The following is a 16,346-nucleotide window of genomic DNA, read 5'->3' on the forward strand; positions in this document are numbered from 1 at the left end:
CGCGGCGGTTTAGCTGGGTCGAGGTTTTCCACAGCAAGAGCATCAATCGCCTCGGTTGGCCCACCCCCACCCCGCCGCGCTTCGCCCGCCACCTCTCCCCCGATCGACGGGGGAGAGGAAAGGCGCGAGCCTTTGCCGGGCGGCACCCTTCCTCTCCCTCCGGAGGGGGGAGAGGTGGCGCTGCGCAGCAGCGACGGAGTGGGGGACGGCTTTTCCGGCAGGCCAGAGGGGCGTGCTGCGTGACCCGCCAACGCCAGCCAATCAGCCAGATTTCCCGTCTCGCGCACCGCGCCAGCGGCACCGCCGCGGCCGACCGCATGGTGCCGGAAGAGACGCCGGTTGCGTTCTCCTTCGCCGGCACCACGCATGCGGTGATGATGGCGAGCCCAGCCGATTTCGAGGATTTCGCGCTCGGTTTCTCGCTAACCGAAGGCATCATTGCGCAGCCCGACGAGATCGAAGCGATCGAGGTCGAGGACCATGGTGCCGGCATCGACATCCAGATCCGGTTGAAGGACACCGCCAACACGCGTTTCGAGGCGCGGCGCAGGCGATTGGCCGGCCCGGTTGGCTGCGGGCTCTGCGGCATCGAATCCATCGAAGAAGCAATGCGCTCGGTCGACGCGGTTGGTGCGTCGAAACTTACACTTGATGCCGACGATATCGCCGCCTCGGTCAAGCTTCTGTCGAAAGTGCAGCCTCTGCACAGCGAGACCGGAGCGGTGCATGCCGCCGGCTTCTATGTGCCCGGCAAGGGCATCGTCATGGCGCGCGAAGATGTCGGCCGTCACAATGCGCTGGACAAGCTGGCTGGCGCGCTGGCCAAGGCCGGCATCGACGGCGCATCCGGTGCTGTCGTGGTGACGTCGCGCGTTTCGGTCGAAATGGTGCAGAAGGCGGCTTCTATCGGCTCGGCCTTCATCATCGCCGTCTCGGCGCCGACCGCATTGGCCATCCGCACGGCGCAAGAGGCTGGCATGACGCTGGTGGCGCTGGTTCGCGGCGACGATTTTGATATTTTCACCCACCCCGACCGGGTGGTTTGCGGAGTTGCCAAGCATGTCGCATGACGAAGAACACATCATGAGCACCAGCGAGAAGCTGGTGCGCATGGCGAACCAGATCGCCGATTTTTTCCATTCCAAGCCGCGCGAGGAAGGCATTGCCGGCGTCGCAGAGCACATCAACAAGTTCTGGGAGCCGAGAATGCGGCGGCAGTTCTTCGAGATGCTGGACGGCGGCGCCGCGGATTTCAACGAGTTGGTGGTTGCTGCCTCCGCCAGGATCAAACGACCGATCACACCAGCCGAGGCCGACATCAGGCTCGGGCTCAAGGCTTCTCCGGCCGACATCGCCGCCTCGCAAAAATAATCGTCGAGCCACGCCGGCGTATATTCCTTATCGCTAAGGTTTGGGCTGCCCCGATCGGCGTTGCTCTGCTATGGTTTACGATCAGAAATCGTCAGGCCGGGCGGAAAACCTCGTGAGGCCGATCGAGACCCGATACGCCCGCAGCGGCGATGTGCGGCTCGCCTATCAGGTGGTCGGGCAGGGGCCGTTCGATCTCGTCTTCGTGCCGGGCTTCATTTCCAACCTCGACCTGCAGTGGGAAGACGAAGGCTATAGCCGCCTCTTGAAACGGCTCTCGGCCTTCTCGCGGCTGATCCTGTTCGACAAGCGCCGTGACCGAGGTGGACCGCGTGGAGGCGGTGGCGATGGCGGCGATCGTGCGCCACTGGTCGACGATGCTCAATGGCAGCCAGGTCGATCTCGCCACCTTCAAGAAGCAGACCGACGACCTGTTCGCCGCCGTCAAGGCGAAGTCGCAGTGAAGAAATCACTGCCCGGCGATGAACGCCGGGCAGCACTTCGACCATCAACCGCCCGTCGGAAGACGGGCCAATGGAGCATGAAATGCTGACCAAGACCCAAACAGTGAATGGCGCGTCGATCAAGAAGGCTATCGAAGGCCGTGATGGCAGGATGCTGTCGAGCTTCTATGCCGACGACGCGCTGGTGCGGGTGATCGACCGCAACAACCCACCGAGCAAGCCGCGTGAAATTCGCGGGCGCGCGGCGATAAGCACGTTCTGGGACGACATCTGCAGCCATGCGATGACCCATAAGGTCGAAACCACCATCGCCGAGGGCGACAACCTCGCCTTCACGCAAGCCTGCGCCTATCCGGACGGCACCAAGGTGTTCTGCGCGGCGACGCTGGAGCTGAAGAATGGGCTGATTGCACGGCAGACCGTCGTGCAGGCATGGGACGAGTAGGTCAACGGCGAAGCTGCCCATCCCGATTGAATCGGGATGGGCTCTGTTTCAGTGCTGGTGCCTGATCCCGATCGGATTCCACTTTTCTGGATCATGCCCCGGCCGCAACCCCGGAGGAGAAGACAATGTTCAGCGCCAGATGGCAGATCGACGCCAAGTTCGGACACAAGCAGACCGTGCTCGACCTGTTGAAGAAATGGGAACGCGAGATCGGCTCGCAGGTCGGACTCGCCGACCTTGAGTTCAAGATTATGACCGGCTCGATCGGCGCCCGGGAAGCGACGGTCGAGTCGCACCACCAGGTCGAGAGCCTGGCCCAATTGGAGGCTTTCTTCGCCAAGATCGGCAAGATCGACGCGCACGCCAAGTGGGGCAAGGAGATGGAGCCCTACGTCGTGTCAGGCACCAGCCTGTGGAATATCTACCGCATCGTGGAGTAGTGCTCTCTTCTCGCCGCTTACGGGAAGAAGATGCCGGCAGACAGATCGGGGCAGAGGCCAGCTTTTAAAGGTTGGCCCTGCGTCATACCGGTCCTTCGAACCGTTCTTCCTGCTCCCCACGAACGGTGCCTCTACATCAGGCCAAGCTGCTTGTAGAAGCCGAGCGCGTCATAGTAGTCACTCTGGGTGGCTATCTTGCCGTCCTTGATCGAGAACATCGAAGCGCCGGTGAAGGAAAATTTCTTGCCGGTGGCGGCCGTGCCATCGGCCCAAGCGCCTGTGTTGGTGCCGGAAAACTCCCATTCGAAGGAGACGCGGTCGCCTTCCACCACAGGCGCGCCCTTCATCGTCCAGACGGCATCAGGAACGGCCTTGAGGAAGTTGTCGATGACGCCGGTCTTGGCGGTTTCCTTGCCTTTGACCGGGGTGCCGACCGAGGCATCGTAGTAGATGACGTCGTCGGCGAAATAGCTGGCGGCCTTGGTCGAATCATGGGCATTCCAGGCGGCGAGATAGGCTTCGACGACCGATTGGGCGGTGTCGGCAGCAAAGGATGGCCCAGTGGCCAACAGTGCTCCAGCGATGGCTGCGGATGACAGAAACTGGCGGCGATGCATGGTCATTCCTCCTTCTGAGTGCTTGCATTTCCAAGCGCTAGCTATGCGCAACCATCACGTGCCGGACGGCGGTGTAGTCCTCGAGCGCGTAGAGCGACATGTCCTTGCCGTAGCCGGACTGTTTCAGTCCGCCATGCGGCATCTCGTTGGTCAGCATGAAATGGGTGTTGATCCAGGTGCAGCCATATTGCAGGCGGGCAGCCGTCGCCATAGCGCGGGACACGTCCTTGGTCCACACCGAGGATGCAAGGCCATAGTCGCTGTCATTCGCCCAGTTTACCGCCTCGTCGACTTCGGTGAAACGGGTGATCGAGACGACCGGCCCGAACACTTCGCGTCGCACGATCTCGTCTTCCTGCAGGGCGCCGGCAACGACGGTCGGCTGGTAATAGAATCCGGAGCCCTCGCCCGGTTTGCCACCGGTGGTGATCTCGATGTGCTTCAGTTCCGAGGCACGCTCGACGAAGCTCGATACACGGTCGCGCTGGCGGCGCGAGATCAGCGGCCCGATCTCGTTTTCGGTGTCGTCTGGGCGATTGTACTTGATGGTCGAGACGGCTGAGGACAGATCGGCGACAAGCTTGTCGTAGATCTTCTTGCCGGCATAGATGCGGCAGGCGGCGGTGCAGTCCTGGCCGGCATTGTAGTAACCGAAGGCGCGCAGGCCGTTGACCACCGAGCGGAGGTCGGCATCGTCGAAGACGATGACCGGCGCCTTGCCGCCGAGTTCGAGATGGGTGCGCTTGACCGACTTGGCGGCCGCCTGCAGCACCTTCTTGCCGGTGGCGACGTCGCCGGTGATCGAGATCATGTTGACCTTGGGATGGTTGATCAGCGTGTTGCCGACGCTGTCGCCGCGGCCGAGCACGACATTGACCACGCCTTCCGGCAGGATCTCGGCAAGGATCTTCGCCAGTTTCAGGGCCGTCAGCGGCGTCTGCTCGGACGGCTTGAAGACGACGGTGTTGCCGCCGGCGATCGCCGGCGCCAGCTTCCAGGCCATCATCATCAGCGGGTAGTTCCACGGCGCGATGGAAGCGACGATGCCGATTGCGTCGCGGCGGACCATTGAGGTGTGGCCGGGAATGTATTCGCCGGCGACGACGCCCGGCATCGAGCGCACGGCGCCGGCAAAGAAGCGGTAGCAGTCGACGATCGCCGGGATTTCGTCATTGAGCACGGCATTGATCGGCTTGCCGCAATTGAGCGCCTCGAGCGTGGCGAACTCCTTGGCGTCGGCCTCGATGCGGTCGGCGATCTTAAGCAAATAGCCGGAGCGCTGCGCCGGCGTGGTGCGCGACCACAGGAAGAACGCCTTTTCGGCCGCCAGTACCGCCGCCTCGATCTGTGCCTGGCTGGCCTCGGGCAGGTTGAGGATGGTCGCCCCGGTCTTCGGATTGAGGATGGGTTCCTCGGTTTCGGTGCCCTTCTCGAATTTCGAGCCGATCAGCATCTGGGTTTCCATCGGGTTCTCCTTGAACAGGAGCGAGTAGCGAATAGCGAGCAGCGAGCAGGTCTTGGCAGTCGGTTTCCCTATTCGCTATTCGCTACTCCCTATTCGCTGTTTTTCATTTCCCGCTTCCAGCGATCTGGTCGCTGTCGCGGGTGAGGTAATAGGCGGCAAGGATCGGCAGCAGCGTCACCAGCACCACGACCATGGCGACGACGTTGGTGACCGGGCGCTGGCGCGGACGGATCAGCTCTTCAAGCATCCAGATCGGTAGCGTCTGCTGCTGGCCTGCGGTGAAGGTGGTGACGATGACCTCATCGAAAGACAAGGCAAAGGCCAGCATGCCGCCGGCCAGCAGTGCGGTGGCGATGTTGGGCAGCACGACATGGCGGAAGGTCTGGAAGCCGTCGGCACCAAGATCCATCGACGCCTCGATCATCGAGCCTGATGTGCGGCGAAAGCGGGCGACGGCGTTGTTGTAGACGACGACGACGCAGAAGGTGGCGTGGCCTAGCACGATCGTCCAAAACGAGAACGGGATGTCTGCCAGCGAAAAGGCCGAGCGCAGCGCGATGCCGGTGATGATGCCGGGCAGCGCGATCGGCAGGATGACCAGCAGCGAGATGGTTTCGCGGCCGAAGAATTTTGTCCGCGACACAGCCGCCGAACAGAGCGTGCCGAGGACGAGCGCTATCGCCGTCGAGATGGCCGCGACCCTGACCGACAGCGACAGTGCCTGCCAGACGTCGGGCCGGTTCCAGGTAACGGCGAACCATTGCGTCGTCAGCCCCGGCGGCGGCCAGACGAAACTCTTCTCTTCGGTGGTGAACGCGTAGACGAAGATCAGCAGGATTGGCAGGTGCAGGAACAGCAGCCCGCAGGCGGCGGCCACCTTCAGGCTGAGAGGCGCGGATTGCGAGCCATCAGAGCGCATCGAAGGCCCCCATGCGCTTGGCGCCCCAGAGATACAATCCCATGATGACGATCGGCACCACGGTGAAGGCGGCGGCGAGCGGGATGTTGCCGGCGGTGCCTTGCTGCGAATAGACCGCCTGGCCGATGAACAGCCGCGAGGTGCCGATGATCTGCGGGATGATGTAGTCGCCGAGCGTCAGCGAGAAGGTGAAGATCGAACCGGCGACGATGCCCGGCAACGCCAGTGGGAACAGCACGTTGCGGAAGGTCTGTCCCGGCGAAGCCCCCAAGTCGGACGATGCCTCGACCAGATTGCCGGGCACGCGCTCGAGCGCCGCCTGTACCGGCAGGATCATGAAAGGCAGCCAGACATAGACGAAGACGATGAAGGTGCCGGTGAACGACACCGACAGCGAATTGCCGCCAACGACCGGCAGCGACAGCCAGGCGTCGAGTACCCACGACAGATGCAGCTTGGCGAGCAGCCAGGTCAGGATTCCTTCCTTGGCCAGGATAAGCTTCCAGGCATAGATCTTGACCAGGTAGCTCGACCACAGCGGCAGCATGATGCCGAGGTAGAACAGCGCCTTCCAGCGGCCGCGCGCATAGCGCGCCGCGTAGTAGGCGATCGGGAAGGCGACGACGGCCGAGGCCAGCGTGACCAGAGCCGCCATCGTCACCGTCCGCAGGATGATGTCGAGATTGGCGGCCTGGAACAGGTCGGCATAGGTCTTCAACGTGAACTCTCGGTTGATGAGGCCGGAAAACTCGTCGATGGAGAAAAAACTCTGCGCCAGGAGGGCGAATAGCGAGCCGATATAGACGATCCCGAGCCACAGCACCGGCGGCAGCAGCATGAGCAGCAGCAGGACCTTCGGCTTGCGCCAGAAAAGATCCGACAGCGCGCCTCGCAAGCCGCCGCTGCCCGGCAGGATGGCGGGGGTGGGATTGGAGTTGAGCGCGGCGATTGTCATCGGGCCGCTCTGTATTGCGGGAGATCATGAGACAGGTAGCGCTCTACGGCGCCCCCCTCTGTCCTGCCGGACATCTCCCCCTCAAGGGGGGAGATTGGCTGTCCATTCGGGTTTCGCCAATCTCCTACGTGGCAGAATTGGCGAGGCCGGGAAGCTACTGATCTCCCCCCTTGAGGGGGAGATGTCCGGCAGGACAGAGGGGGGCGCTTCGCGCAAACCTTCATCATGCCGGCTCATCCATCAGGTGCAGATGCTCGCGGTTGAAGGTGAGCACGACCGTCTCGCCTTCCCCTGGCAAGGCCGTGCCGGCCGGCACGATGGCGTGCAACCGCAGCCCGTCGGCGTCGAGTGCCAGCTTCGTCGTGGCGCCGAGATAATTGGTCGAGACGAGGCGGGCGGACACGCCTTCACCACTGGCCGCTCGTCCGACGCGAATGGATTCAGGGCGCAGGCTGCCCCAGCGATGCTGGCCGGAATAACGCTGGACGAAATCCGGCGGCAGTACATTGGATGAGCCGACGAAATCGGCAACGAAGCGGGTCTTCGGCCGCTGGTAGATATCCTCCGGTGTACCGATTTGCATGATCTTGCCGTCATTGAAGACGGCGACGCGGTCGGCCATCGACAGCGCCTCGCCCTGATCGTGGGTGACGAAGACGAAGGTGATGCCGAGGGCCTTCTGCAGCGACTTCAGTTCCTCCTGCATGTTCTCGCGCAATTTGAGGTCGAGCGCGCCAAGCGGCTCGTCGAGCAACAGCACCCTGGGCTGGTTGACCAGCGCGCGGGCGAGTGCGACGCGCTGGCGCTGGCCGCCGGAAAGCTGGCCGGGGCGGCGAGCGCCATAGCCGGGCAGCCGCACCAGAGCCAGAGCCTCTTCCGCAGCCTTGTGCCGTTCAGCCTTGCCGGCGCCCTTGACCATCAGCCCGTAGGCGACGTTGTCGAGCACATTCAGATGCGGGAACAGCGCATAGTCCTGAAACACGGTATTGACGTTGCGTCGATAGGGCGGCACGCCTTCGGCGCGTTCGCCAAAGATCGAGATCGAACCGGAGGTCGGCTGCTCAAAACCGGCGATGAGGCGCAGACAGGTGGTCTTGCCGGAACCGGACGGCCCCAGCATGGCGAAGAATTCGGCCGGCGCGATCTCGAGATCGACCGCGTCGACGGCGCGAACGCTGCCGAAATGGCGCGAGGCTTTCTGGAAGGAAACGGCTGATGTCATGGTGCTGTCAGTCTGTTGCATGCTTGATGTGTTGATATCGCGCGACGTCCTACCTCCCCCTTGTGGGGAGGTCGCGGCGGAGCCGCGGGTGGGGGTGATCTGGCGCGAGCGGCCGAGCAGGCCCCCACCCCGACGCTACGCGTCGACCCTCCCCACAAGGGGGAGGGTAAGAGCGCTTAACGACCGCCGATGACGCCAATATAGTCCGACACCCAGCGGTAATAGGGCACGCACTGGTCGTTCTGGGTGGTGCATTTCGAGACCGGAGTCTTCCAGAACTTGATCTTGCCGAAATTGTCGTAGCCGTTGGTCTTGCAGCCTTCGTCGGTCAAAAGCTCATTGCCCTTACAGGCGGCTGGCACAACGGGCAGCGAACCAAACCAGGCCGAGACATCACCCTGCACCTTGGGCGACAGCGAATGTTCCATCCACATATAGGCGCAATTGGGATTGGCCGAATCGGCTTCCATCATCGTGGTGTCGGCCCAACCGGTGGCGCCCTCCTCCGGAATGGTCGAGGCGATCGGCTTCTTGGCGGCGATCAGCGTGTTGACCTGGAAAGGCCACGAACCGGAAGCGACGACGCCTTCGTTCTGGAAATCGTCGACCTGGATAGCTGCGTCATGCCAGTAGCGGCCGACCAGGGTGCGCTGGACGCGCAGCAGGTTGAGCGCTGCCTTGTACTGGTCCTCATTCAGTTCGTAAGGATCCTTGATGCCGAGTTCCGGCTTATGGAACATCAGATAGTTGGCCGCATCCGCAATGTGGATCGGCCCATCATAGGCCTGCACGCGCCCCTTGTTGGATTTGCCATCCGGCAGCTTCATTTCCTCGAAGACGACACTCCAGCTCTTGGGAGCCTCCTTGAATACGTCGGTGTTGTACATCAGGACGTTGGGACCCCACTGGTAGGGAACGCCGTAATGGACGCCGCCGACGGTAAACCACGGCGCGTCCTTGAGGCGCTCATCGACCGTTTTCCAGCTCGGGATGAGGTCGGTGTTGATTGGTTGCACGCGCTTGCCGGCAACGAGACGCAGCGAGGCATCGCCTGAGGCGGTGACAAGGTCGAAACCACCCTCGTTCATCAGCGAGACCATCTCGTCGGAAGTATTGGCCGTCTTGACGTTTACCTTGCAGCCGGTTTCCTCCTCGAAAGAGGTCACCCAGTCATAGCCCTTGTCGGTTTCGCCGCGTTCGATGTAGCCCGGCCACGCCACGATGTTGAGCTGGCCTTCGCCCTTGCCAAGTTCCTTGACCTGGGCGACGGCCTGGCCGGAGAAGGTCAGCGCGATCGTCAAGGCAGTGCATGACTTGAGGAATGAATTCATCGTCGATCTCCCATTTTGGCGCCTGACTGCGAAAGCCGGTTTTCGGTCCTCGCCAGGGGTCACGCGCAGCCTGAAAAGTCAGTTCGTCCATTTGGACTTGATGCCGCTCTGATGGCGGCTTGTCCCTGCAATCGGAAAGTGCTGTGAAAAACCCGGTTTCGCAAATTGATTTATCAGAAAGGCGATATCGGTTTTACCGATAGCCAGACGCCCCCCTTCAAGCCAGCGCCGTCACCAGCCAGCAGGCGGCATTGAAGCGAGCCTCACCGTCCTCTATGAAAGGCGCGAACGCGGCAGGCAACACCGTAGTGATTTTTTCGGCCGTTGCCCGGTCAACCTCGCGCAGCGCGGCGCCGACCGACCCTAGCCGGGTGACGTACGTCATCAGATCGTCTTGGGCGATCTGACACAGGACGTCCGCCTGTTCGACTTCGATTGATGCCCAGCCGCTCGCGTCAAGGATCCGCTTCACCTTGGCGCCGTCGGCAAAGGCAAACTGCCCCGGCGCATCGGGGTCTGGCGCGGGTGCGGGCGGCAGGAAAGGCGCAGCCGCTCGCGCAGCGGTCGTCATGAAATCATTCTCGACTGGACTGCGCCAAGCAACAAAGGCGAGTTTGCCACCGCGCCTTGCGGCCCGTCTTATGTTGGTGAACGCGGCCACGGGATCATCGAAGAACATGACACCAAAGCGCGAGACAACAGCGTCGAAGTGCCCAGATTCGAATGCATACGCCTGGGCATCGCCCACTTCAAAACTTGCGTTTGCTACCTCTTCCCGCCGCGTGCGCTCCGTCGCCAGGGCGACAAGCGGCTGCGAGATGTCAAGCCCAACACAACGTCCGTCGTTGCCCACGAGGCGCGCCATCGCCAGAGTTGTAGCGCCGGCGCCGCAGCCGATGTCCAGGACATTGCCCCCTTCCCCGGGATAGCCGGCATCGACTACCAGCCGCTCGAACGGCGCCAGTACCTCGTCGAGGATCGGCTGCATCTCGACCCAGGCCTTTCCGCTGACATCATTCCAGAGCGCGGCTTGCCGTGTGTTTGGCTGCGCGGATTGTGGCATAACGGACCTCACTTGCTGTTGCTCTCACCGCTCGTCGTGAGCACTCTACGAGTTCAAGCCGACTTGAGGTCAAGCATGAAAGATATGGATATTGCCGAAGTGTCACGCCGCACCGGCGTGCCCGCCTCGACACTTCGCTACTACGAGGAGAAGGGCCTCATTGCCTCGATCGGCCGTCGCGGCCAGCGCCGCTTGTTCGACCCGGCCGTCCTGGAACGGCTCGCCTTGATCGCGCTTGGACGCGCCGGTGGATTTGCACTGGACGAGATTTCCGCGATGCTGACGCCCGACGGCCTGCCGAAAATGGATCGAGGGCGCCTGGATGCCAAGGCGAACGAACTTGACCAAACCATCCAGCGCCTGACCGCGATCCGAGAGGCTTTGCGTCACGCCGCCCGATGTCCGGCAGCCCGGCCGATGGAGTGTCCGACGTTCCGCCGCGCCGTCAGGCTTGCCGGCGCCGGCCGCTTCGAGGTTGCTCCAATCGGGCCGTTCAAGGCGGAGGCGGTCTCTGTCACAAGGCGCGAGCGCAGGACTGGCGACGTCAACTGGAGTAGGCCACACTAGCGGCGGACCGTCCGTTGCGATTGGGCAAGGCCGATGAAATCACGCGCCGCCTGCGGCAGGCCGGAACCGCGCCGCCAGACCATGCCGACCTGCACCACCGGCAAGGAGCCCGAAATGTCGCGCGATTCGATGCGGTCGCCTTCGAGCGACCAGGGCCGGTAGACGAGGTCGGGCAACAGCGCCACGCCGGCACCGGTCGCGACCAGACTGCGCACGGCTTCGACGGAACGCGTGCGGAAGGCGACATGTGGCTTGGCGCCGATTGCCGTCAGCAGCTTGCCAGTATTTTCCTCGATCTCATCGACGGTCAGCATAATTAGCGTTTCGGAGGCAATGTCGCCAATGCTGATGATGTCTGCGCTGACGAGCGGGTGGCCGAGCGGCAGCCACAGCCGATAGGCCGAGACTTCGAGGATTTCCGACTGCAGCGCGGTGCGGTCGCGCAAATTGGAGGTGACCATGACGGCAATGTCGAGCTTGCCGCCGATCAAGAGATGCTCGAGGTAGTCGCCATTATCCTCGATTGCCGAGACCTCGACGCCGGGATAGGCGCGGCGGTAGCGGGCAAGCAGATCCGATAGCACGTAACCTGCGACGAGCGAGGTGACGCCCAGCTGCAGCCGACCGCCTGCCACCGTTTGCTCGCCGGAGAAAGAACGGCGCGCGTCGGACACATCGGCGAGGATCTTGGTGGCGTGGCGCAGGAACTGATGACCCTTGTGGGTTATGTTGAGGCCGCGCGGATGGCGTTCGAACAGTTCGACGCCGAGATCGCTTTCGAGTTCCTTGATCGCTTCGGTGACCGACGACTGTGAGATCGAGAGGTTCTGCGCGGCACCCGAGACCGTGCCTTGCTCGGCCACGGCGATGAAGAACTGCAACTGGCGGATGGTGAAGGCCATAGCCGGACTAAACACGGCGGAGGCGGCGGTGGGAAGTGCCGGCCAAACCGTCGGCATAAGTTGGCTGGATCAGAACCCGCTCTCCGCGCCGACGATGCTGAGCCGCGCGCCGGCCTGCGCCAAGGCCGCGGCGATGTCGTGCGGCGGCGACCGGTCGGTGGCGATCTCGGAAAAACTGTCGAAGCCGCAGACCTGGACCAGACCGAGGCGGCCGAACTTCGAGTGATCGGTGATGACGAGCGAACGCTGACCGCGCGACAGCACCATGCGCGCGAATTCGGCTTCTTCCAGGTCATAGTCCATGACCCCCATCACCGCATCGATGGCACCGGTGGAGATGATGGCGTGGCTGACCGAGAAGCGGCTGACGAAGTCAATGGCCGAGGCGCCGAAGGCGGCGCCGGAATCGCTGCGCAGCTCGCCGCCGGCCATGTAGACCTTATTGCCGTTGATGGTGGCCAGCGTGCGGGCGATATCCGATGAGTTGGTGACGACCGTCAGGCGCCGATGGCCGAGCAGCTCGCGGGCCAGGAACGAGGTTGTCGTGCCGGTGTCGAGCATGATCGATTCGCCATCGCGGATGGTGCCGGCGACCATGCGGGCAATGATGCGCTTGGCATCGGCATTCTCACGCATGCGCCGCTCGAACGGCGCTTCGCCTACCATCGACGGCAGGCCGATGGCGCCATGCATCTTGAGGACGGAGCCGTCGCCGGTGAGAGGCTTGACGTCGCGGCGCACGGTCTCGAGCGACACGCCCAGCCGGTCGGCCAGGCTGGCGATGGTGACAGTGCCTTCTTCCTGCAGCAGCCGCAGGATCTCGCCGTGGCGCTTGGATTGAGCCATTTGGTTCCCCGAACTGAGACTCTGACCGATTTTAAGGTAATTCAAGCGTTTTTAAAGGAGCCATCTTAGGTTTCGGGCAAAACACCCAAAAAAGGTCACATCTTTTTCTTGACAACCGAGCAACCCGGGCGTGAAGTCAAGACAGGGTTCGGAGCTGCAACGGGAGGGTGATGGCAGATCCGCAACTCACGCACCAGGCCGTTTGTAACGTGCCGGGCGCGAGGAAGTTTCAGATCCGCGGGGGCGGATGCCGGGCTCAAAGACCTGGCCAAGGGGCTCGTCGGTGCGGTGCGGGATACCGATCCTGGCATCCCGCACCGACGAGATTTTTTCCGTTTCTCCCCGCCATCGTCGCTCTGTCCATGGCACCTTATCGAACCCCCAGCAAACCAGGGATGATTCCGTGACCGCCGAAGAACGCATCCGCGACCTGCCCTGCTGGACCGGCGGCATCGAAATCGCACCCCTACCCGGCGGTCTGAGCAACGCCAACTATGTGGTCACGGATGCGGCCGGCAAACATGTCGTTCGCTTCGGCAAGGACTATCCGTTCCACCATGTCTTTCGTGAGCGCGAGGTGATGACCGCGCGGGCGGCCCATGCCGCTGGTTTCGCACCGGCCGTCCTCCATGCCGAGCCGGGCATCCTGGTGACGGAGTTTCTCGGCGCCAAAACCTTGCAGGCGGAGGATGTGCGCACCAGTCTCGGGCGTATCGCGGCGCTCATGCGCGCCTTCCATCGCGAGATGCCCAATCACGTCTCCGGCGCCGGCTTCATGTTCTGGGTGTTCCATGTCATCCGAGACTATGCGCGCACGCTTGAAGAAGGCGGCAGCCGCAAACGCAGCGACCTGCCGCGCCTGCTGACGCTGGCTGACGAGCTGGAGCGCGCACAGAAACTGCTGCCGATCGTCTTTGGCCACAACGATCTGCTGCCGGCCAACATTCTCGACGATGGCAACAGGCTGTGGCTGATCGACTTCGAATATGCCGGCTTCAATACGGCGATGTTCGATCTCGCCGGCGTAGCCTCCAACGCCGGGATGAGCGACGAGGAATCCTTCGCCTTCCTGACCGCCTATTTCATGAAGGAACCGGATGAGGCGATCCGCCGCTCGCACGCGGCTATGCAATGCGCTTCGCTGCTGCGCGAGGCGATGTGGAGCATGGTGTCCGAGCTCTACCTCGACGCGCCCGGCATCGACTACGTCGCCTACACCGAGGAAAACCTGACGCGGCTCGACGCCGCGCTGGAAAACTACAGAACGAAGTACGGGACACAGAAATCATGACATTGCCCAGCCAGGCCGCCATCGTCGTCATTGGCGGCGGCATCATCGGCTGTTCGACAGCGTATCACCTGGCGCGCGACCACAAGGCTGATGTCGTGTTGCTGGAGCAAGGCAAGCTGACCTCGGGCTCGACCTGGCACGCCGCCGGCCTTGTCGGCCAGCTGCGCTCGTCAGCGTCGATCACCCGTGTGCTAAAATACTCAGTCGACCTCTACAAGGGACTGGAGGCCGAGACCGGCCTCGCCACCGGCTGGAAGATGACCGGGTGCCTCAGGCTCGCCACCAATGCCGACCGCTGGACCGAGTACAAAAGGCTGGCGACGACGGCGAAAAGTTTCGGCATGGACATGCAATTGCTGTCCCCGGCGGAGATCAAATCCATGTGGCCGCTCATGGAAACTGGCGATCTCGTCGGAGCCTCCTGGCTGCCGACCGATGGCCAGGCGAGCCCCTCCGACATCACGCAGTCGCTGGCCAAGGGCGCGCGCATGCATGGCGCGAAATTGTTCGAGGATGTCCGCGTCACCGGTTTCGAGATGAAGGACGGCCGCATCACGATGGTAAAGACCAGCAAGGGCGACATCGCCTGCGACAAGGTGGTCAACTGCGCCGGGCAATGGGCACGGCAGGTCGGCGCGATGGCCGGCATCAACGTGCCGCTGCAGCCGGTGAAGCACCAGTACATCATCACCGAGAAGATCGATGGGCTGGCGACCGACGCGCCGACCATTCGTGACCCGGACCGGCGCACCTATTTCAAGGAGGAGGTCGGCGGGCTGGTGATGGGCGGCTACGAGCCGAATCCACAGGCCTGGACGACCGATCTCCCCGGGGGCGACGTACCCAATGATTGGGAGTTCAGACTGTTCGACGACGATTACGATCATTTCGAGCAACACATGATGCAGGCGATCGCGCGTATGCCGGCGCTGGAAACCGTCGGCGTCAAGCAGATGATCAACGGCCCGGAGAGTTTTACGCCGGACGGCAATTTCATCCTCGGCACTGCGCCCGAATGCGCCAACATGTTCGTCGGCGCCGGCTTCAACGCCTTCGGCATCGCATCGGGCGGCGGGGCCGGCTGGGTGCTGGCGCAGTGGGTTGTCGACGGCGAAGCGCCACTCGACCTGTGGGTCGTCGATATCAGGCGCTTTTCCAATTTGCACCGCGACCGGCAGTGGGTCCGCGACCGCACTCTGGAAGCCTATGGGAAACACTATACGATCGGCTTTCCGCATGAGGAGTACGTCAGCGGGCGGCCTCGTATCGTCTCGCCCCTTTACGACAGGCTGAAACAGCAGCGCGCCGTGTTCGGCTCGAAGCTCGGCTGGGAGCGGCCTAACTGGTTTGCGCCCGAAGGTGTCGAGCCCCAGGACATCTATTCGATGGGGCGGCAGAACTGGTTCGCCGCGGTCGGCGACGAACACCGGCACGTGCGCGAAAAGGTAAGCATCTTCGATCAATCGTCCTTCGCCAAATACGAGCTGAGCGGGGCTGACGCGCTCAAGGCGCTGGACTGGATCTGCGCCAACGACGTCGGCAAGCCGGCCGGCCGGCTGACCTATACGCAGCTTCTCAATACACGCGGCGGCATCGAGGCCGACCTGACGGTGGCGCGGCTGGCGGAGGAAAAGTTCTACATCGTCACAGGCACAGGTTTTCGCACACATGATCTGTCATGGATCAGCGACCATATCGGCCAAGGGCTCAGTGCCACGCTTGTCGACGTCACCGAGGATTTCGGCACGCTTTCGCTGATGGGCCCTCGGGCGCGCGACGTGCTTTCGGCGGTGACCGGCGCGGACGTGTCGAACGCGGCATTCCCATTCGGCCATGTGCGTGAGATTGCCGTCGCCGGTCACACGGTTCGGGCGCTGCGCGTCACCTATGTCGGCGAGCTCGGCTGGGAACTGCATGTGCCGATCGCGGCCACCGGCGAAGTCTTCGACTGCCTGATGGAGGCAGGAAAGACGTATGAGATCCGCCCGGTCGGCTATCGTGCGCTCGAATCGCTGCGGTTGGAAAAAGGCTATCGCGCCTGGGGCTCCGACATCACGCCCAATGACACGCCGCAGGAAGCAGGCCTCGGCTGGGCGGTCAAGCTGCGCAAGAATACCGATTTCATTGGGCGGCGAGCGCTCGAGACGGCCAGCGGCGCGGCGCTGAAGAAACGTTTCGCCGGCTTCACGGTCGATGACCCCGAGATCGTGTTGCTCGGACGCGAGACCATCCTACGCAATGGCGAGCTGGTCGGCTATCTCACCAGCGGTGGCTACGGCTACACGCTGGGCAAGAACATCGGCTACGGCTATGTGCGCAACGCCGATGGCGTCAGTGAAGATTTTCTCACCTCGGGCGACTACGAACTGGTGGTCGCGATGGAACGAACACCGGCCAATATCCATCTCGAGCCGATGTACGATCCGACAGCCGCCAAGGTCAAAGCGTAGA

At 62.8% G+C, this 16,346-nt stretch carries 16 protein-coding genes and 1 pseudogene; 8 read left to right on the plus strand and 9 right to left on the minus strand.

All coding sequences use genetic code 11. The features are described 5' to 3' along the window. Positions 1-239: 239 nt before the first annotated feature. The 5 genes and pseudogenes from fdhD to NKJ01_RS27230 all read left to right on the plus strand — a co-directional run bounded on the left by fdhD (position 240) and on the right by NKJ01_RS27230 (position 2,717). The gene (gene fdhD, locus NKJ01_RS27210; RefSeq protein ID WP_352604021.1) at positions 240-1,070 is read left to right on the plus strand and encodes a formate dehydrogenase accessory sulfurtransferase FdhD; all 831 of its coding nucleotides are present in this window, start codon (positions 240-242) and stop codon (positions 1,068-1,070) included. Then, on the plus strand, positions 1,060-1,371 hold the full coding sequence (locus tag NKJ01_RS27215) for a formate dehydrogenase subunit delta (protein WP_352604019.1): 312 nt from the start codon (positions 1,060-1,062) through the stop codon (positions 1,369-1,371). Before fdhD ends, NKJ01_RS27215 begins: the two co-directional genes overlap by 11 nt. A gap of 332 nt (positions 1,372-1,703) precedes the next feature. Beyond that, positions 1,704-1,832, plus strand: a pseudogene (locus NKJ01_RS27220) (carboxymuconolactone decarboxylase family protein); the annotation flags it as partial. Between the two features lie 82 nt (positions 1,833-1,914). Then, on the plus strand, positions 1,915-2,277 hold the full coding sequence (locus NKJ01_RS27225) for a nuclear transport factor 2 family protein (RefSeq protein ID WP_352732744.1): 363 nt from the start codon (positions 1,915-1,917) through the stop codon (positions 2,275-2,277). Between the two features lie 125 nt (positions 2,278-2,402). Next, positions 2,403-2,717 carry a hypothetical protein gene (locus tag NKJ01_RS27230; protein ID WP_023758227.1) on the plus strand — a complete coding sequence of 105 codons (315 nt, stop codon included), beginning with the start codon at positions 2,403-2,405 and terminating at the stop codon, positions 2,715-2,717. 131 nt (positions 2,718-2,848) lie between these two features. On the opposite strand, the gene NKJ01_RS27235 is transcribed toward NKJ01_RS27230, so the two are convergent. The 7 genes from NKJ01_RS27235 to NKJ01_RS27265 form a co-directional block, all read right to left on the minus strand. Continuing rightward, the gene (locus NKJ01_RS27235; protein ID WP_031259802.1) at positions 2,849-3,334 is read right to left on the minus strand and encodes an ester cyclase; all 486 of its coding nucleotides are present in this window, start codon (positions 3,332-3,334) and stop codon (positions 2,849-2,851) included. Positions 3,335-3,371: 37 nt separating this feature from the next. Then, a complete protein-coding gene (locus NKJ01_RS27240; RefSeq protein WP_352732747.1) occupies positions 3,372-4,799 on the minus strand; it encodes a gamma-aminobutyraldehyde dehydrogenase in 1,428 nt (475 codons plus the stop codon). A gap of 103 nt (positions 4,800-4,902) precedes the next feature. Then, positions 4,903-5,718, minus strand: a complete 816-nt coding sequence (locus NKJ01_RS27245) for an ABC transporter permease (RefSeq protein ID WP_352732749.1) — start codon at positions 5,716-5,718, stop codon at positions 4,903-4,905. After that, positions 5,708-6,673 (minus strand): ABC transporter permease, encoded by a 966-nt coding sequence (locus NKJ01_RS27250; protein WP_352732751.1) that lies wholly within the window; start codon positions 6,671-6,673, stop codon positions 5,708-5,710. The genes NKJ01_RS27245 and NKJ01_RS27250 overlap by 11 nt, the downstream gene beginning before the upstream one ends. A gap of 223 nt (positions 6,674-6,896) precedes the next feature. Next, positions 6,897-7,895, minus strand: coding sequence for an ABC transporter ATP-binding protein (locus tag NKJ01_RS27255; protein WP_352732754.1), 999 nt, complete (start codon positions 7,893-7,895; stop codon positions 6,897-6,899). Between the two features lie 176 nt (positions 7,896-8,071). After that, complete coding sequence (locus tag NKJ01_RS27260; protein ID WP_352732757.1) at positions 8,072-9,226, minus strand: ABC transporter substrate-binding protein; 1,155 nt, start codon at positions 9,224-9,226, stop codon at positions 8,072-8,074. Positions 9,227-9,443: 217 nt separating this feature from the next. Beyond that, complete coding sequence (locus NKJ01_RS27265) at positions 9,444-10,289, minus strand: class I SAM-dependent methyltransferase (protein ID WP_352732760.1); 846 nt, start codon at positions 10,287-10,289, stop codon at positions 9,444-9,446. Between the two features lie 75 nt (positions 10,290-10,364). On the opposite strand from NKJ01_RS27265, the gene NKJ01_RS27270 reads away from it, so the two are divergent. Further along, complete coding sequence (locus tag NKJ01_RS27270) at positions 10,365-10,856, plus strand: helix-turn-helix domain-containing protein (protein WP_352732763.1); 492 nt, start codon at positions 10,365-10,367, stop codon at positions 10,854-10,856. On the opposite strand, the gene NKJ01_RS27275 is transcribed toward NKJ01_RS27270, so the two are convergent. Together NKJ01_RS27275 and NKJ01_RS27280 are read right to left on the minus strand one after the other, a co-directional pair. After that, complete coding sequence (locus tag NKJ01_RS27275; RefSeq protein WP_352604124.1) at positions 10,853-11,758, minus strand: LysR family transcriptional regulator; 906 nt, start codon at positions 11,756-11,758, stop codon at positions 10,853-10,855. The genes NKJ01_RS27270 and NKJ01_RS27275 overlap by 4 nt on opposite strands. A 69-nt stretch (positions 11,759-11,827) precedes the next feature. Next, positions 11,828-12,604 carry a DeoR/GlpR family DNA-binding transcription regulator gene (locus NKJ01_RS27280; RefSeq protein WP_352732765.1) on the minus strand — a complete coding sequence of 259 codons (777 nt, stop codon included), beginning with the start codon at positions 12,602-12,604 and terminating at the stop codon, positions 11,828-11,830. A gap of 403 nt (positions 12,605-13,007) precedes the next feature. Here NKJ01_RS27280 and NKJ01_RS27285 point away from each other — a divergent pair, with 403 nt between their 5' ends. Further along, a complete protein-coding gene (locus NKJ01_RS27285; RefSeq protein ID WP_023758238.1) occupies positions 13,008-13,895 on the plus strand; it encodes a phosphotransferase family protein in 888 nt (295 codons plus the stop codon). Beyond that, entirely contained in the window at positions 13,892-16,345 is a 2,454-nt protein-coding gene (locus tag NKJ01_RS27290) for a GcvT family protein (RefSeq protein WP_352603995.1), read from the plus strand. The genes NKJ01_RS27285 and NKJ01_RS27290 overlap by 4 nt, the downstream gene beginning before the upstream one ends. The last annotated feature ends 1 nt before the right edge of the window (position 16,346 follow it).

Origin of the sequence: Mesorhizobium sp. M0276, assembly GCF_040321755.1 — a bacterium.
In the GTDB taxonomy this organism is placed as follows: Bacteria; Pseudomonadota; Alphaproteobacteria; order Rhizobiales; family Rhizobiaceae; genus Mesorhizobium.

Excerpts from the sequence above, each read along its gene's own strand:
- NKJ01_RS27260 (WP_352732757.1), bottom strand. The coding sequence starts at position 9,226 with ATGAATTCATTCCTCAAGTCATGCACTGCCTTGACGATCGCGCTGACC.
- NKJ01_RS27215 (WP_352604019.1), top strand. The coding sequence starts at position 1,060 with ATGTCGCATGACGAAGAACACATCATGAGCACCAGCGAGAAGCTGGTG.
- NKJ01_RS27275 (WP_352604124.1), bottom strand. The coding sequence starts at position 11,758 with ATGGCCTTCACCATCCGCCAGTTGCAGTTCTTCATCGCCGTGGCCGAG.
- NKJ01_RS27280 (WP_352732765.1), bottom strand. The coding sequence starts at position 12,604 with ATGGCTCAATCCAAGCGCCACGGCGAGATCCTGCGGCTGCTGCAGGAA.
- NKJ01_RS27255 (WP_352732754.1), bottom strand. The coding sequence starts at position 7,895 with ATGACATCAGCCGTTTCCTTCCAGAAAGCCTCGCGCCATTTCGGCAGC.
- NKJ01_RS27240 (WP_352732747.1), bottom strand. The coding sequence starts at position 4,799 with ATGGAAACCCAGATGCTGATCGGCTCGAAATTCGAGAAGGGCACCGAA.
- NKJ01_RS27245 (WP_352732749.1), bottom strand. The coding sequence starts at position 5,718 with ATGCGCTCTGATGGCTCGCAATCCGCGCCTCTCAGCCTGAAGGTGGCC.
- NKJ01_RS27265 (WP_352732760.1), bottom strand. The coding sequence starts at position 10,289 with ATGCCACAATCCGCGCAGCCAAACACACGGCAAGCCGCGCTCTGGAAT.
- NKJ01_RS27290 (WP_352603995.1), top strand. The coding sequence starts at position 13,892 with ATGACATTGCCCAGCCAGGCCGCCATCGTCGTCATTGGCGGCGGCATC.
- NKJ01_RS27235 (WP_031259802.1), bottom strand. The coding sequence starts at position 3,334 with ATGCATCGCCGCCAGTTTCTGTCATCCGCAGCCATCGCTGGAGCACTG.
- NKJ01_RS27230 (WP_023758227.1), top strand. The coding sequence starts at position 2,403 with ATGTTCAGCGCCAGATGGCAGATCGACGCCAAGTTCGGACACAAGCAG.
- NKJ01_RS27270 (WP_352732763.1), top strand. The coding sequence starts at position 10,365 with ATGAAAGATATGGATATTGCCGAAGTGTCACGCCGCACCGGCGTGCCC.
- NKJ01_RS27250 (WP_352732751.1), bottom strand. The coding sequence starts at position 6,673 with ATGACAATCGCCGCGCTCAACTCCAATCCCACCCCCGCCATCCTGCCG.
- NKJ01_RS27225 (WP_352732744.1), top strand. The coding sequence starts at position 1,915 with ATGCTGACCAAGACCCAAACAGTGAATGGCGCGTCGATCAAGAAGGCT.